The sequence below is a fragment of the Streptomyces avidinii genome (assembly GCF_014650695.1).
Taxonomy (GTDB): domain Bacteria; phylum Actinomycetota; class Actinomycetes; order Streptomycetales; family Streptomycetaceae; genus Streptomyces; species Streptomyces avidinii.
Genome location: NZ_BMVL01000022.1, coordinates 33,138 through 51,676, shown reverse-complemented (window position 1 = coordinate 51,676; position 18,539 = coordinate 33,138). Strand labels below are relative to the sequence as shown.

The 18,539-nt window shown below is 75.2% G+C and carries 1 protein-coding gene; it reads left to right on the top strand.

The genetic code is table 11. The annotated features are described in order from the left end of the window. The first annotated feature begins 199 nt into the window (after positions 1 to 199). Complete coding sequence (locus IE257_RS39050) at positions 200 to 18,523, top strand: type I polyketide synthase (protein WP_189973982.1); 18,324 nt, start codon at positions 200 to 202, stop codon at positions 18,521 to 18,523. Positions 18,524 to 18,539: the final 16 nt, after the last annotated feature.

The following is an 18,539-nucleotide window of genomic DNA, read 5'->3' as shown; positions in this document are numbered from 1 at the left end:
GTCCGAAAGGCTCGGGGCTAAGGGGTCGGCTAGTGGTTGGGGCTAGGGGCGGCCCGACCGGATATTCGCAGTGGACTGCGGCCACGTGCCGCTTCGAGCGCGCTTCGCGTAATCCTCGTGACGTAAAGGGAAGCACATGGCGGGTCGGTCCGAGTCAAAGGCCGCTGAACTCCAGGCAGGATCTTCCGAACCCATCGCGGTGGTGGGAATCGCGTGCCGGCTGCCGGGAGCGGCCGGCCCGGACGAACTGCTGAGCCTCCTGAGAGGCGGCGGGGACGCGGTGACCGCGGCTTCGCACGAGCGCCCCCACACCCCCGCGCGGGGCGGCTTCCTGGAGTCCGTGGACACCTTTGACGCGGGGTTCTTCGGAATCTCCCCGCGCGAGGCCGCGGCGATGGATCCGCAGCAGCGGCTCACCCTCGAACTGGGCTGGGAGGCGCTGGAGGACGCGGGGATCGTGCCCGGTCGCCTGCAGGGCAGCCGGACCGGTGTCTTCGTCGGAGCCATCGCCGACGACTACGCCGCCCTGGTGCGCTCCATCGGCGACGAGGCCGTCACCCCCGAGACGACCACCGGGCTCAGCCGCGCACTCATCGCCAACCGGGTTTCCTACGCACTGGGCCTGCGCGGGCCGAGCTTCACCGTGGACTCCGGGCAGTCGTCGTCCCTCGTCGCCGTCCACCTGGCAGCCGAGAGCCTGCGGCGCGGCGAGTGCTCCGTCGCCCTGGCCGGCGGCGTCAACCTGATCCTTTCCGAGGACAGCACGCTCGCCGTGGAACGCTTCGGCGCGCTGTCCCCGGACGGCCGCTGCTACACCTTCGACGCCCGGGCCAACGGCTACGTACGGGGTGAGGGCGGCGGCCTCGTCGTGCTGAAGCCCCTCGCCGACGCGGTGGCCGACGGGGACGACATCCACTGCGTGCTGGCCGGCAGCGCGGTCAACAACGACGGTGGCGGCGACGGCCTCACGGTGCCGGAGCGCAGCGCCCAGGAGGCGGTGATCACCGCCGCGTACGAGCAGGCCGGGATCGCCCCGGGCGACGTCGCATACGTGGAGCTGCACGGTACGGGCACCCCTACCGGGGACCCGGTCGAGGCCGCGGCCGTCGGCGCCGTGCTCGGCGCGGGACGCCCGGCCGACCGGCCGCTGCTCGTCGGCTCCGTGAAGACCAACATCGGGCACCTCGAGGGCGCCGCGGGCATCGCCGGGTTCCTCAAGGGCGTACTGGCCACGCGGCACCGCGAGATCCCCGCCAGCCTCAACTACCGGTCCCCCAACCCGGCCATCCCGCTGGACGAGCTGGGCCTGCGGGTCAACACCGAGCTCACGGCCTGGCCCGAGCGGGCCGGCCGGCTCGTCGTCGGCGTGAGCTCCTTCGGCATGGGCGGCACCAACTGCCACGCCGTGCTCACCGAATGGGACGGCGCCCCCGCACCGTCCGGGGCCGGCGTCCGGCCGTCCGCGACGCCCTTCCCGCTGCTCGTCTCGGGCCGGGACGAGCAGGCGCTGCGCGCCCAGGCCCGCAAGCTGCGCGAACACCTCGAAGCCCACCCGGGCCGACCGCTCCGGGACGTCGCCCACGCCCTGGCCACCAGCCGGACCGCCTTCGGACACCGCGCGGTGCTGCTCGCCGCCGGACCGGACGAGGCCACGGCCGCTCTGGGCCGCCTCGCCGACGGTTCGCCGGGGGCCGACACCGTGCGCGGCTCCGTCTCCGACGGCTCCCTCGCCTTCCTCTTCTCCGGCCAGGGAAGCCAGCGGCCCGGCATGACGGCCTCGCTCTACCAGGCCTCTCCGGAGTACGCGGCGGCGCTCGACGAGGTGTGCGCCGCCATGGATCCGCATCTGCGGCTTCCCCTGCGCGACGTGCTGTTCGCCGGCGAGGGCTCGCCCGAGGCGGACCTGCTGGACCGTACGGAGTTCACCCAGCCCGCGCTGTTCGCGGTCGAGGTCGCCCTCTTCCGGTGGGCCGAGCACTGCGGCCTGGCCCCCCAGCTCCTGCTGGGCCACTCCGTCGGCGAACTGGCCGCGGCGCACGTGGCGGGCGTCCTGTCCCTGGAGGACGCGTGCACGTTCGTCGCGGCGCGCGGCCGGCTGATGCAGGCCCAGCCGTCGAACGGCGCGATGGTGTCCGTCCAGGCCACCGGGGAGGAACTGCTGCCGTTCCTCGGTGACGGCGCTTCGGTCGCCGTGGCCGCGCTCAACGGACCGGCCTCCACGGTGATCGCCGGTGACGAGGACGCGGTACTGGGGATAGCCGCACACTGGGCGGAACAGGGTCGCAAGACCAAGCGGCTCCGCGTCAGCCATGCCTTCCACTCCCCGCACATGGACGGGATGCTCGCCGAGTTCCGCGCGGTGGCGCAGGGCCTGACCTTCCACGCCCCCCGGATCCCGGTCGTCTCCAACGAGACGGGCCGGCTGCTCACCGCGGACGAGGCCTGCTCGCCGGACTACTGGGTCCGGCACGTGCGCGGCTCCGTCCGCTTCCTGGACGGAGTGCGCCTCCTCGAGGACCAGGGCGTGACCACCATCCTCGAACTCGGCCCCGACGGCGTGCTGTCGGCGATGACCCGCGACTGCCTGCGCGGCGCCGAAGCGGTGTGCGTTCCCCTGCTCCGGGGCCGTGACCGGCAGGAGCCGGAAGCGGCGCTCGCCGCGCTCGCGGCGCTGTACGTCCGCGGGGTCCCGATGGACTGGGCGCGGTTGGCCACGGAGGCCGGCGCCCGCAGGGCGGCACTGCCCACCTACGCGTTCCAGCGCCGGCGCCACTGGCTGGCGGAGGGGGCGCAGCGGACCGCCGGCGCGGCGCGCCCCGCGCCGGGCCGGGGCGTCCGGCCCCAGGAGCAGGCCCCCGAGGCGGCTCCGCAGACCGACGGGACGGAGTCCGGCCCCACGGTGGCGGAGCTCGTGCGCTCCGTCACGGCCCTGGTGCTCGGCCACGAGTCCCCGGACGACATCGCGATGAACTCCGCCTTCAAGGAGCTCGGCTTCAGCTCCCTGATGCTGGCCGAGCTCGGCGAACGCCTGACGCAGGCGACCGGCCGCCGCATCGCGACCACGCTGCTGTTCGACCACCCCACGCCGGACGCCCTCGCCCGGCGGCTGCAGGCGGACGCGCCGCAGGCGGCCGCCTCCGAGGACCGGGCCGTCGCCCGGGCCGCGGGGGAGGACCCCATCGTGATCGTCGGCATGAGCTGCCGCTTCCCGGGCGGCATCGACTCGCCCGAGGAACTCTGGCGGTTCGTGTCCGCCGAGGGCGACGCCATCTCGCCGCTGCCCGCCGACCGCGGCTGGGAACTGCCCGCCGGGTTCGCCGGCGAGGGCGGCTTCCTTCCGGACGCGGCCGGCTTCGACGCCGGATTCTTCGGGATCTCGCCGCGCGAGGCCCTGGCGATGGACCCCCAGCAGCGGCTGCTGCTGGAGACCTCGTGGGAGGCGCTGGAGCGGGCGGGCGTGGACGCGCTGTCCCTGCGGGGCAGCCGCACCGCCGTGTTCGTCGGCGCCAGCCCCTCGGAGTACGGGCCCCGGCTGCACGAGAGTTCGGAGTCCGACGGCCACGTCATGACCGGTACGGCGCCGAGCGTGCTGTCCGGGCGCATCGCCTACGTCCTGGGCCTCGAGGGCCCCGCGCTGACCGTGGACACGGCCTGCTCGTCCTCGCTGGTGGCGCTCCACCTCGGGGTGCGGGCCCTGCGCGACGGCGAGTGCGACCTCGCGCTGGTGGGCGGTGTCACCGTGATGGCCACCCCCGGGGCGTTCGTGGAGTTCTCCCGCCAGGGCGGCCTGGCCGGCGACGGCCGCTGCAAGGCCTTCTCGGCCGCGGCCGACGGCACCGGCTGGGGCGAGGGCGTCGGCATGCTCGCCGTCCAGCGCCTCTCCGACGCCGTACGCGACGGCCGCCGGGTCCTGGCGGTCGTACGCGGCTCCGCCGTCAACTCCGACGGCGCGTCCAACGGTCTGACCGCCCCCAACGGCCTCGCTCAGCAGCGCGTCATCCGGCAGGCGCTGGCCGACGCCCGGCTGGCCGCCGCCGACGTGGACATGGTGGAGGCGCACGGTACGGGCACGAAGCTGGGCGACCCGATCGAGGCGCAGGCGCTGCTGGCCACCTACGGCCAGGACCGGGTCCTTCCGCTGATGCTCGGCTCCGTCAAGTCGAACATCGGGCACACGCAGGCCGCCGCCGGTATCGCCGGTGTGATCAAGTCCGTACTCGCCATGCAGCACGGGACGCTGCCGCGGACCCTGCACGTCGACGAGCCCTCGCCGCACGTGGACTGGTCCGCGGGCGCGGTGGAGCTGCTGACCGAGGCGCGTGCCTGGCCCGCGCCGGGCCGCCCGCGCCGGGCCGGCGTGTCCTCGTTCGGCATCAGCGGTACCAACGCCCACGTCATCCTGGAGCAGGCGGCACCCGCTGCGGTGCAGGACGAGCCCACGGACGAGCCGGCCGGAATCGTCCCGTGGGTGCTCTCGGCCCGTTCCGAGGAGGCGCTGCGGGCCCAGGCGCTGCGGCTGGCCGATCACGTCCGGGCGCGGGAGCCGCGTCCGGCGGACGTGGGCCTGTCGCTGGCCGTCACCCGGGCGGGCCTGGAGCACCGGGCGCTGCTGACGGCCGCGGACCGGGACGAGTTCCTGTCCGGGCTGAGCGCTCTCGCCGCGGGCGAGAGCGCCGCCGCAGTGGTGCGCGCCGTCGCGCGGGGCGACGGATCGACCGCGTTCCTCTTCACCGGACAGGGTTCGCAGCGTGTCGCGATGGGACGCGAACTGTACGAGACCCAGCCGGTGTTCACCGCGGCGTTCGACGAGGTGTGCGGACATCTGGACCCGCTGCTGGGACGCTCCCTGAAGGACGTCGTGTTCGGCGACGCCGAGGCGCTGGACCGGACCGAGTGGGCCCAGCCCGCGCTGTTCGCGCTGGAAGTGGCGCTGTTCGAGCTGGTCGCTTCCTGGAGCATCGGCCCGGACGTGCTGCTGGGCCATTCGATCGGCGAGCTGGCGGCCGCCCACGTCGCCGGGGTGTGGACGCTGTCGGACGCCTGCCGTGTCGTGGCGGCCCGCGGCCGGCTGATGCAGGCGCTGCCCGCGGGCGGCGCGATGGCCGCGGTGCAGGCCACCGAGGACGAACTGCCGCCGCTGCCCGAGGGCGTGTCCGTCGCCGCCGTCAACGGCCCCCGGTCGCTCGTGCTGTCGGGCGACGAGACCGCGGTGGACGCGCTCGTCCGCGACTTCGCCGGGCAGGGGCGCCGCACCAAGCGGCTGGTCGTCAGCCACGCCTTCCACTCGTCCCTGATGGACCCGATGCTGGCGGAGTTCGCCGACGTGCTCGCCTCGGTGGAGTTCCACCGGCCGAGGATGCCCGTCGTCTCCGGTCTGACCGGGGCCGTCGCGGGCGACGAACTGCTCACGCCGGCCTACTGGGTGAGCCATGCCCGCGAGACCGTCCGCTTCGCCGACGCCGTCACCACGGCGCTGGGCCTGGGAGTGGACAAGCTGCTCGAGCTCGGCCCGGGCGGCCCGCTGACCGCGATGGCCGAGGAGGTCCTCGCGGACGCGGGCCGCGACGCGGACGTCACCGCCGTACCCGTCCTGCGGGGTGGCGGCGACGAGGCCCGGTCCGCCGTGACCGCGGCCGGCCGCCTGCACGCCGCCGGTGCGGACGTGGACTGGCCCGCCCTGTTCGCTCCGTACGGAGCCCGGCGGATCGATCTGCCCACCTACGCCTTCCAGCACGAGCGCTACTGGGTCGACCCGGTCACGCGCTCCTCCTCCGCCCCGGCCGACTCCCTGCGCTACCGCGTCACCTGGGCCGCCGTACCCGACGGCCCCCGCCCTGTACTGACCGGGACCTGGGCACTGGTCGTTCCCTCCGCAGGGCCCGACGAGACCACCGCGCAGGCCGTGGCCGACGCGCTGCGCGAGTACGGGGCACAGCCCGTCGTGGTGGCGCTGGACGCGGCCGGGCCCACCCGTGCCGAGGTCGCCGACGCGCTGCGCACGGCGCTCGGCGAGGACGGCGCCGGCGTCGTGTCGCTGCTCGCGCTGGACGGCTCGCCCGCCTCCGGAACGGCCGCCACCGCCGTACTGCTCCAGGCGATGGGCGACCTCGGCGGCGACAGCCGCCTGTGGTGCCTGACCCGCGGCGCCGTCGCGGTGAGCCCCTCCGACCCGCTCGACGCCCCCGAGCAGGCGCAGCTGTGGGGCATGGGCCGGGTCGCCGCCCTGGAACACCCCGAACGCTGGGGCGGTCTCGCCGACCTGCCCGCGGCCCTGGACGACCGGGCCCGTGCCCGGCTGTGCGCCGTCCTGACCGGCACGAGCGGGGAGGACCAGGTGGCCCTTCGTGCCGCCGGCCTGCTCGCGCGGCGGCTCGGCCGCGTCACCACCCGGGGCGGCGACGCCCGCGGGGACCACCCCGCGCTCTCGGACGGGACCGTTCTGGTCACCGGCGGGACCGGCGCACTGGGCACGCACATCGCCCACTGGCTCGCCGAAGCGGGCGCCCGGCACGTACTGCTGACCAGCAGGCGGGGCGCGCAAACGCAAGGTGCGGTCGAACTGGCCGCCCGCCTGAGGGAATCGGGCACCGAGGTCACCGTCGCCGCCTGCGACGTCACCGACCGGGACGCCCTCGCGGCACTGCTCGCCGGGCTGCCGGAGGACCGGCCGCTGACCGCTGTCGTGCACGCCGCAGGTGTGCTGGACGACGGGGTCCTCGATGCGCTCACCCCCGACCGGTTCGCCACCGTCGCCGGCCCCAAGGCCATCGGCGCACGCCACCTGCACGAGCTCACCCGCGACCTCGACCTGACCGCCTTCGTCCTGTTCTCCTCCTTCGCGGGCTCGGTGGGCCTGGCCGGACAGGGCAACTACGCCGCTGCCAACGCCTACCTGGACGCCCTCGCCGTCCACCGGGCCCAGCTCGGTCTGCCCGCCACCGCGGTGGCCTGGGGCTCGTGGGCCGGCGCCGGAATGGCGGCCGACACGGAGGCCGCACGCCGCCAGCTGGCGCGCACCGGGTTGGTCCCGCTCGATCCTGCCCGGGCGCTGGCCGAGCTCGGCCGCGCCCTGGACGACGGGGAGAACTCCGTCACCGTCGCCGACGTCGACTGGGAGCGTTTCGCGGAGGGCTCCGGCACCGGCCGGCCCAACCCGCTGCTCGACGGCGTCGCCGAAGTGCGCCGGGCCCGGCAGCGAGAGCCCCGCCGCTCCGGCACGGACGCCTCCGCCGACCGGTTCGCCGGCCTCGCCGGGCAGGCGCTGCGCGGCGCACTCGCGAAGCTGGTCACCGCCGAGGCCGCGGCCGTACTGGGCCTGCCCGCCACCGCCCGGATCCAGGAGGACCGGACCTTCCGGAACCTCGGCTTCGACTCGTTGATCGGCGTCGAGTTCCGCAACCGGCTCGCCGCCGCCACCGGGAGGCGGCTGTCGCCCGGTCTGGTCTTCGACCACCCCACTCCCGGCCGGCTCGTCGAGCACCTCGCCGCCGGGATCGAGGGGACGTCCGCCGCAGCCGTGGAGCGCACGGCGGCGGTGCGCGACCACGACGATCCGATCGTGATCGTCGCGGCCGCCTGCCGGTTCCCCGGCGACGTCCGCACCCCCGAGGACCTGTGGCAGCTCGTCCTCGACGGGCGGGACGCCATCGGCCCCTTCCCGTCGGACCGCGGCTGGGACCTCCACGGTCTCTACAGCCCCGACCCGGGCCGGGCGGGCACCAGCTACGTCCGCGAGGGCGGCTTCCTTGCGGACGTGGCCGGCTTCGACGCCGCGTTCTTCGGGATCTCGCCGCGCGAGGCCCTGGCGATGGACCCGCAGCAGCGGATCCTGCTGGAGTCCTCCTGGGAAGTCCTGGAGCGCGCCGGGATCGACCCGACGACCCTCGCGGGCAGCCGCACGGGCGTGTTCGTCGGCACCAACGGCCAGGACTACGCCACCCTCCTGGGCTCGGCGGAGGTCGAGGGGCACGTACTGACCGGCACCGCCTCCAGCGTGCTGTCCGGGCGCATCGCCTACACCCTGGGCCTCGAAGGCCCCGCGATGACCGTGGACACCGCCTGTTCCTCGTCCCTGGTGGCGCTGCACCTCGCCATCCAGGCGCTGAACGCCGGCGAGTGCGACCTCGCGCTGGCCTCCGGCGTGACGGTGATGTCCACCCCGGACATCTTCGTGGAGTTCTCCCGGCAGCGCGGTCTCGCCGTGGACGGGCGCTGCAAGGCGTTCGGTTCGGGCGCGGACGGCACCGGCTGGGGCGAGGGCGTCGGCACCGTACTGGTGGAGCGGCTCTCGGACGCCCGCCGCCGGGGCCACGACGTGCTGGCCGTCGTACGGGGCAGCGCCGTCAACCAGGACGGCGCGTCCAACGGACTCAGCGCGCCCAACGGGCCCGCGCAACAGCGGGTGATCCTCCAGGCACTGGCGGAGGCCGGCCTCGCCCCCCGCGACGTCGACGCCGTGGAGGCGCACGGTACGGGTACGGCGCTCGGCGACCCGATCGAGGCGCAGGCGCTGCTGGCCACCTACGGCCAGGACCGGCCCGCCGACCGCCCGCTCTACCTCGGTTCGGTCAAGTCCAACATCGGGCACACCCAAGCCGCGGCCGGCATGGCCGGCGTGCTGAAGCTGCTCCTGGCGCTGCGCCACGAACAGCTCCCGGCCACGCTGCACGCCACCGAGCCCACCGCCGAGGTCGACTGGTCCGGGGGCGCCGTCGAGCTGCTCACCGAGACCCGGCCGTGGCCCGCGCAGGACCGCCCGCGCCGTGCGGCCGTGTCCGCCTTCGGCGTCAGCGGCACCAACGCGCACGTGATCCTGGAGCAGGCGCCTCTCGTCGCCGAGCCCGCCGAACTGCCGGACGAGCAGCCGTCCGTCCTCACCACCGCCGTATTTCCCTGGGCGTTGAGCGCCACGTCCGAAGAGGCCCTGCGCGAGCAGGCCGAGCGCCTGCTCGACCGGATGCCCGACGCGCCCGCGGCGGACATCGGCCGCGCCCTCGTCACCACCAGGGCGACCTGGGACGAGCGGGCGGTCGTGCTCGCCGACGCCACCGGCGGACACCTGCCGGCGCTCGGCGCGCTGGCCCGCGGCGAGGGCGACCCGCGCGTGGTGCGCGGCACCGCCGACACGCGGGGCCGGACCGTCTTCGTCTTCCCCGGTCAGGGCGCCCAGTGGGCCGGCATGGCCGCCGGGCTGTGGGAGTCCTCGCCGGTGTTCGCGCAGTGGATGGACCGCTGTGCGGGGGCGCTCGCGCCCCTGACCGACTGGTCGCTGGCCGAGGTCATCCACGGCGCCGACGGCGCCCCCGGGCTGGACCGGGTGGACGTCGTGCAGCCCGCCTCGTGGGCCGTGGGCGTCTCGCTCGCCGGCCTCTGGCGCTCCTGCGGTGTCGAGCCGGCCGCCGTGGTCGGCCACTCCCAGGGCGAGATCGCCGCGGCCTGCGTGGCCGGTGCGCTCTCGCTGGAGGACGGCGCCGCTCTCGTCACCCTGCGCAGCAAGCTGATCGCCGAAGAACTCTCCGGGCACGGCGGCATGGTGTCCGTGGCCCTGCCTCCGGCCGACACGGCCGAGCGGATCTCCCGCTGGGACGGCCGGATCTCCGTCGCGGCGAACAACAGCCGCAGGTCCACCGTCGTCTCCGGCGACCCGGAGGCGCTCGCGGAGCTGCTGGCCGGCTGCGAGGCCGACGGCGTACGCGCCCGCCGCATCCCCGTCGACTACGCCTCGCACTCCGCCCACGTGGAGCGGATCGAGGAGCGGCTGGCCGAGCTGACGGCCGGCATCGCACCGCGCACGGGAGAGATCCCCTTCCACTCCACGACCACGGGCGGTCCGCTCGACACGGCCGGGCTGGACGCCGGCTACTGGTACCGCAACCTCCGCCGCCCGGTGCTGTTCGGGCCGGTCGTCGAGGACCTCCTCGCCCAGGGCCACGACGTGTTCGTGGAGGTCAGCCCGCACCCGGTGCTCGTTCCCGCCGTGCAGGACGCCATCGACGCGGTCGGCGCCACCGCCGCCGCCGTCGGCACCCTGCGTCGGGACCAGGGCGGACCCGACCGCTTCGCCACCTCACTGGCCGAGGCCTTCGTACGCGGCACCCGCGTCGACTGGACCGCAGTGCTCGGCGCCACCGGCGGCCCCCGCGCCGAACTGCCGACCTATCCCTTCCGGCGCAGCCGGTTCTGGCCCGATTCCGTCGCCACGGCGGCCGGTCGGGGCGGGGCGGACGACGACGCCGCGCTGTGGCAGGCCGTCGAACGCGGCGACGTGGACGCCGTGGCGGCCGAACTCGACGTCCAGGACGGCCAGTCGCTCCAGTCGCTGCTCCCGGCCCTCTCCGGCTGGCGCCGCAGGCGCAAGGACTCCGCGCTGGCGGACAGCTGGCGCTACCGCGTCTCCTGGACGCCGGTGGCACCTGCCGCCGCGCCGGCCCCGTCCGGTACCTGGCTGCTGGTGACCGCGGACCCGGACGGCGAGGAGGCCCGCTGGGCACGCTCGGCCCTCGGCGAGCACGTCACCGTCGTGCCGTCGGGCCCGTCGCTCTCCCCGGACGTACTGCGTGCCTCGGAGGGCACCGCATGGACCGGCGTGGTGTCCCTGCTGGGACTCGACGCCCGGCCGCACCCCGAGCACCCCGCGGTCCCCGCGGGCGTCGCCGGGACCCTGGCCCTGCTGAACGCGCTGCGGGACGCCGGTATCGGCGCACCGCTGTGGTGCCTGACCCGCGGCGCCGTCGGCACCGGGCGGTCGGACCAGGTGTCCGCACCGCACCAGGCCCAGTTCTGGGGCCTGGGCCGGGTCGCCGGGCTGGAGAGCCCCGACGCCTGGGGCGGACTCGTCGACCTGCCGTCCGTACTCGACGAGCGGGCCGCCGGACTGCTGCGCACCGTGCTCGACGCGAGCGGCGACGAGCAGGAGTACGCGTTGCGCGCCGCCGGACTCTACGTCCGCAGGCTGGTGCGCGCCCCGCTGGACCGCGCGAAGCCGAACCGCCGCTGGCGGCCCCGCCCGGACGGCACCGTCGTGGTGACGGGTGGCACCGGTGCCCTCGGCGCCCGGGTCGCCCGCTGGCTGGCCCGGGAGGGCGCCGGACACCTCCTGCTGACCAGCAGGAGGGGGATGGCCGCCGACGGTGCGGACGACCTGGTCGCCGAGCTGCGCGAGCTGGGGGCCGACGTCACCGTCGCCGCCTGCGACGTCGCCGAACGCGACGGGCTGGCCGAGGCACTGGCCTGCGTCCCGGACGGATTCCCCGTCACCGCCGTGGTGCACACCGCGGGCGTCAACCGTGTGGCCGCGCTGACGGACACCACCCTCGCCCAGTGGGCGGAGGTCGTGGCCGCGAAGGCCGACGGCGCTCGCCACCTGGACGAACTGCTGGCCGGTCACGACCTCGACGCCTTCGTGCTGTTCTCCTCCGGAGCCGCGGTCTGGGGCAGTGCCGGACAGGCCGCCTACGCGGCCGCCAACGCCTACGCCGACGCGCTCGCGGCCGACCGCCGCAGGCGCGGCCTCGTCGCCACCTCGGTGGCCTGGGGCAGCTGGGCCGGCGGCGGCATGGTCGACGACGACCTGGCGCGGGAACTGGCTCGCGGCGGAGTGCTCTCGATGGACCCGGACCGGGCGATCGGAGCGCTCCAGCAGGCACTCGACCACGACGAAACCGCCCTGACCGTCACCGACATGGACTGGGGGCGCTTCACCGAGACCTTCACCGCGGCCCGGCGGCGGCCCCTGCTCGACGAGATCCCGGAGGCGGCCCGTGCCGTCGCCGCGGAACCGGCCGCCGGCGGGTCCCCGCTGGCGGAGAGGCTCGCCGGGCTGACCGACGGAGAGCGCGACCGCGTCCTGCTGGACCTCGTGCGGACCTCGGCGGGACTGGCCCTGGGGCACGCGGGAGCCGAGGCCGTCGCGCCGGCGAAGCCGTTCAAGGACCTCGGGTTCGATTCGCTGACCGCCGTGGACCTGCGCAACCGGCTCGCGTCGGCCACCGGGGTACGGCTGCCCGCCACCCTCGTCTTCGACCACCCCACGCCGCTCGCGGCCGCGGCCGAGCTGCGGACCCTGCTGCTGGGCGAGGACCGGGCAGCAGAGACGGTGTCCGCGCCGTCCGCCGCCCCCGAGAGCGACCCCGTGGTGATCGTCGGGATGGCCTGCCGGTTCCCCGGCGGGGCGAACTCTCCCGAAGGGCTCTGGGACCTGGTCGCGGCCGGCAAGGACGGGATCGGGGACTTCCCCACCGACCGCAACTGGGACGTCCCCGCCGACGCGGCGTTCTCCCAGACCGGCGGCTTCCTCCCGGATGCGGCCCGGTTCGACGCGGCCTTCTTCGGGATCTCGCCCCGCGAGGCCCTGGCGATGGACCCGCAGCAGCGCCTGCTGCTGGAGACCTCCTGGGAGGCGCTGGAGCGGACCGGCGCGGACGCACGGTCCCTGCGCGGCAGCCGCACCGGTGTCTTCGTGGGCGCGGGATCGCACGACTACGGCACCCTGCTCACCTCCATGGAGGGCGGGCAGGACTACGCGCTGACCGGAGCGGTCGGCAGCGTGCTCTCCGGCCGGATCGCCTACACCCTGGGCCTGGAGGGCCCGGCCCTGACCGTGGACACGGCCTGCTCGTCCTCGCTGGTGGCACTCCACCTGGCGGCGCAGTCCCTGCGCAACGGCGAATGCGAGCTGGCCCTCGCCGGAGGCGTGGCCGTCATGGCCACCCCCAATGCCTTCGACGCGTTCGCCCGGCAGGGCGGTCTCGCCCCGGACGGACGCTGCAAGGCCTTCGCGGCGGGCGCGGACGGCACCGGCTGGGGCGAGGGCGTCGGCGTCCTGGTCCTGGCACGGCTTTCCGAGGCGCGCCGCCGGGGCCACGAGGTGCTGGCCGTCGTGCGCGGCTCGGCGGTCAACTCCGACGGAGCCTCCAACGGCCTGAGCGCGCCCAACGGCCCCTCGCAGCAGCGGGTGATCCGGCAGGCGCTGGCGGACGCGAACGTGTCCGTCACCGATGTGGACCTGGTGGAGGCGCACGGCACGGGCACCTCGCTGGGCGACCCGATCGAGGCGCAGGCGCTGCTGGCCACCTACGGCCAGGGCCGGGCCGAGGGCCGGCCGCTGTACCTCGGCTCGGTGAAGTCGAACATCGGTCACACGCAGGCCGCCGCGGGCGTGGCCGGTGTGATCAAGTCGGTGCTGGCGCTCCGGCACGGCATGCTGCCGACCACGCTGCACGTGGACGAGCCGACCCCCGAGGTCGACTGGTCCTCGGGCGCGGTGGAACTGCTCACCGAAGGCCGGTCCTGGCCCCGTACGGACGGGCCCCGCCGGGCGGGCGTGTCGGCGTTCGGCATCAGCGGCACCAACGCGCACGTGATCCTGGAACAGGCTCCGGCCACCGCGGAACTCCCGCGGCCCGAGCAGACGCCGCAGACCACCGGCCCGGTGCCGTGGTCCGTCTCCGCCCGCTCCGAGGACGGACTGAGGGCCCAGGCCCGGCGGCTGGCCGCGTACGTGAACGCCACGGACCTGCCGGTGGGTGACATCGGCTTCTCCCTGGCGGCGACGCGGGCGGAGCTGGAGCACCGCGCGGTGGTGAGCGCCGAGGACCGCGACGGCTTCGTGGCCGCCCTGACGGCGCTCGCCGACGGCACCTCCGGCGCCGGCGTGGTGCGGGGCACCGCCACCGAGGGCGGGACGGCGTTCCTCTTCTCCGGGCAGGGCTCCCAGCGCGAGGGGATGGGCCGGGAACTGTACGAGGCCTTCCCGGTGTTCGCCACGGCGTTCGACGAGGTCTGCGCCCAGCTCGACCTGCTGCTGGACCGTCCGGTGAAGGAGGTCGTGTTCACCGACGGAGCCGCACTGGCCGAGACGGTCCACACCCAGGCCGGGCTGTTCGCGCTGGAGGTCGCCCTGACCGAGCTCGTGCGCTCGTGGGGCGTGCGGCCGGACATCCTGCTCGGGCACTCGATCGGCGAGCTCACCGCGGCCTACGTGGCCGGGGTGTGGAGCCTGCCGGACGCCTGCCGGATCGTCGCCGCGCGCGGCCGGCTGATGCAGGCGCTGCCCACGGGCGGCGCGATGCTGGCGGTGCAGGCGGCCGACGGCGAGCTGCCCGAACTGCCGCAGGGAGTGTCCGTCGCCGCGGTCAACGGCCCCCGCTCGGTCGTGCTGTCCGGCGACGAGGAGCCGGTGGCCGCACTGGCCCGGACCTTCGCCGAAGAGGGCAGGCGCACCAAGCGCCTGACGGTGAGCCACGCCTTCCACTCGGCCCGGATGGAGCCGATGCTGGCCGAATTCGCCGAGGTGCTGGCAGCGGTGGAGTTCCGGGCGCCGGCCGTCCCCGTCGTGTCGAACCTGACGGGCGCGATCGCGGGCGACGAGCTGACCACCCCGGACTACTGGGTCCGGCACGTCCGCGAAGCCGTCCGCTTCGCCGACGGCGTCGCGACCGCACGCGGAGCCGGTACGGGAACCTTCCTGGAACTCGGCCCGGGCGGCGCGCTGACCGCCATGGCCGAGGAGATCCTCGACGAGGCGGGTGCGAGCGCCGCCGTCTGCGTCCCCGTGCTGCGGGCCGACCGGCCCGAAGCCGCCTCGCTGCTGCACGCGCTGGCGACGGTGTCGGTGAACGGCACCGACGTGGACTGGACGGCCGCGTTCACCGGACACGACGCGCGGACGGTGGAACTGCCGACCTACGCCTTCCAGGGCAAGCACTTCTGGCCGCTCCCGGACCGGCCCGCCGGTGACCTGGCGGCGGCCGGTCTGGCCGAGGCCGGCCACCCGCTGCTGACGGCCTGGCTCCCCTCCCCGCAGGGCGACGAGGTGCTGGCCACCGGCCGCCTGTCCCTGACCACGCACGCCTGGCTGGGCGAGCACACGGTGCTGGGCACCGTGCTCGTGCCGGGCACCGCCTTCGTCGACCTCGCCTGCTGGGCGGGCGAGCGGGTCGGCTGCGGCGAGCTGCGGGAGCTGACGCTGGCGGCGCCGCTGGCGCTGGCCGAAAATGCGGCCGTACGGCTGCGGCTCGTCCTGGAGGCGCCCGACGCCACCGGCTGCCGCCCGGTCGCCGTGTACACGCAGCCGGACACCAAGGAGGACGAGTCCGCCTGGACACGGCACGCCGAGGGCCTGCTCGCCCCGGCCGACGCCGCGTTCACCCCGCACGGCGGCCTCGGCGTCTGGCCGCCGGCCGACGCCGAGCCCGTCGACCTGGACGGCTTCTACGACGGACTCGTCGAGGCCGGCTTCGACTACGGCCCGCTCTTCCAGGGGCTGTACGGGACCTGGCGGCGCGGCGAAGAGGTATTCGCCGAGGTGCGCCTGCCCGGCGACGGCGGCCACGCCCGGGGCTTCGGTGTCCACCCGGCCCTGCTGGACGCGGCCCTGCACGCACTGGGCCCGGCCGCCCGGGCCGAGGACGAGCCGGGATCGGCCCGCCTGCCCTTCTCCTGGGGCGGCGTACGGGTCCACGCGGTCGGCGCCGACCTGCTGCGGGTCCGGCTCGTCCGCTCCGACGACGGCACCATCACCCTGCACGCCGCCGACGCGGACGGCCACCCGGTCGTGTCCATCGACTCGCTGGTCATGCGCTCCGTCTCTCCGGAGCGGCTGGGCGGCGGAGCGACGGCGCCCATGGCGGGCGACGCGCTGTTCGCCACCGGCTGGGTGCCGTTGGACGGCTCCCTCGACGCGCCGGAACCGGCGGACTGCGTGCTGCTCGGCGAACCGCTGGACGGCCCCTGGCGCCACCACCCCGACCTCGCGGCACTCACCGCGGCGCTCGCGGACGGCACGCAGGAGCCCGGCCCGGTGCTCGCCCGGTGCCCGGAGGAGGGCACGGACGGCGCCGACGCCGCCGGAGCGGCGCGCCGCTCCGCCGAGTGGGCCCTCGACCTGCTCCAGCGGTGGATGGCCGACGACCGGCTGGCCGACAGCCGACTGGTGATCGCCACCCGCCACGCCGCTGCCGTGCCGGGTGCCCCCGGTCCGGTCCGGCTCGCCCACGCGACGGTGTCCGGCCTGGTCCGCTCGGCCCAGACGGAGAACCCCGACCGCGTCCTCCTGATGGACCTCGACGACGCCGCGCCGAATCCGGCACACGTCGCCGAGGCGGTGCACCGGGAAGAGCCCGAGGTGGCCGTACGCCGGGGCGTGCTGTACGCCCGCAGGCTCACACGTCCCTCCACGGGCGCCTCCCTGACGGTGCCCACCGGCCCCTGGCGGCTGGACAGCACCGGGCGCGGCACGCTGGACAACCTGGCCCTGGTGCCCTGCGACGAGGCCGAGACCCCGCTCGCCGAGGGCATGGTGCGCATCGCGGTCCGTGCGGCAGGCGTGAACTTCCGGGACGTGCTGATCGCCCTGGACATGTACCCGGGTCGGGCCGAGCTCGGAACGGAGTGCGCCGGCGTGGTCCTGGAGACAGGACCCGGCGTGAGCGGGCTGGCGCCGGGCGACCGCGTGATGGGCATGGTCGCCGGTGCGTTCGGACCCACCGCGGTCGCCGACCGGCGGGTGCTCGTGCGGATGCCGGAGGGATGGTCCTTCGAATCCGCGGCCGCGACGCCGGTCGCCTTCCTGACGGCCTACTACGGCCTGGTCGACCTGGCCGGGCTGAGCGCCGGCGAGTCCGTACTCGTCCACGCCGCCGCCGGCGGCGTGGGCATGGCGGCGGTGCAACTGGCCCGGCACCTGGGTGCCGAGGTGTTCGGCACCGCCAGCGAACCCAAGTGGGACACCCTGCTCGGCAGCGGACTGGACCGCGCGCACATCGCGTCCTCGCGGACGCTGGACTTCGCCGACAGCTTCCGGGCGGCGACGGACGGCGCCGGTGTGGACGTCGTACTGAACGCGCTCGCGGGAGAGTTCATCGACGCCTCCCTCGGCCTGATGCCGCGCGGCGGCCGCTTCGTGGAGATGGGCAAGACCGATCCCCGCGACCCCGAGCGGATCGCCCACGAGCACCCCGGCGTGCGCTACCGGGCCTTCGACCTCGGTGACGCGGGCCCGGACCGCATCGCCGAGATCCTCGCCCACCTCGCCGACCTCTTCGACCGCGGTTCGCTCACTCCGCTTCCGATCACCACATGGGACATCCGGGACGCGGGGAGTGCCTTCCGCGCGTTGAGCCAGGCCACCATCACCGGCAAGGCGGTACTGACCCTCCCCACCACCTCCTTCGAGGCGGGCGAGACCGTACTGATCACCGGCGGCACCGGCACCCTCGGCACCCTGCTGGCCCGGCACCTCGTCACGGAACACGGCCTGCGCCACGTGACGCTGGCCGGCCGGCGGGGCACGGACACTCCCGCCGTGGAGCGGCTGCGCACCGAACTGGCCGAACTGGGCGCCGGCGTACGGGTCGCGGCCTGCGACACGGGCGACGAGGAAGCCCTCGGACTGCTCCTGGACTCGATCACCGCGGAACACCGCCTGGCCGGCGTCGTGCACGCCGCCGGCGTCACCGACGACGGGGTCGTGTCCGCCCTGGACCCGCAGCGGCTGAACGCCGTACTGCACCCGAAGGTGGACGGTGCCTGGAACCTGCACCGTCTCACCGAGCGCCTGGCACCCCGGATGTTCGCCCTGTTCTCCTCCGCGTCGGCCACGCTCGGCGCGGCGGGCCAGGGCAACTACGCGGCCGCCAACGCCTTCCTGGACTCGCTGGCCGAGTACCGGCACGCGCAGGGCCTGCCGGCCACGAGCCTCGCCTGGGGCCTGTGGGGTGTGGCCAGCGGCATGACCGGACGCCTCGACGAGCGCGACCTCCAGCGCATGAGCCGTACGGGCGTCGCCCCGCTCGGCAGCGAGGAGGGCCTCGCCCTCTTCGACACCGGTGTACTCAGCGGCATCCCGGCGCTCGTCCCCGTCAAGCTCGACCTGGCCGGGCTGCGGGCACACCACGCGGACCGGCCGGTTCCGGCCGTGCTGCGCGAACTCGTGCGGGTGCGGCGCTCGGCGGCCACGGGTGCGGTGACGCGCAGGGTGGCCGAGGCAGCCCCGGCGTCACTCACGGAGCGGCTGGCCCCGCTGTCCCCCGCGGAGCGGCACCGGCTCGTCCTGGACCTGGTGCGCGAGCACACCGCGGCCGTCCTCGGCCACGGCTCTGCCGACGAGATCGACTCCGACCAGGCGTTCAAGGCGCTCGGCTTCGACTCGCTCACCGCGGTGGAGCTCCGCAACCACCTGCGCACGGCCACCTCCTTGACCGTCCCGGCGACCTTGGTCTTCGACCACCCGACGCCGGCCGCGCTCACCGAGCACCTGCTCGAACTCGCCGCGCCGCCGCGGCATGACCCGGTGCTCCAGGTCATGGGCGAGCTCGAACGCCTCGAAACGGGCGTGGAGACGATCGGGCCGGACCTCGGCGACGGCAGGCACGACGAGGTGGTCAACCGGTTGCGCCGCATCCTCCGAAAGCTTGAGGCCGGTTCGGCCCCGGCCAGTACCGACAGCGGGGACTCCTCGCTGGAAACGGCCACCGCGGCAGAAGTACTCGCGTTCATCGACAGCGAATTCGGCGATCTCGCCTAAGACCATGGAGTTGATC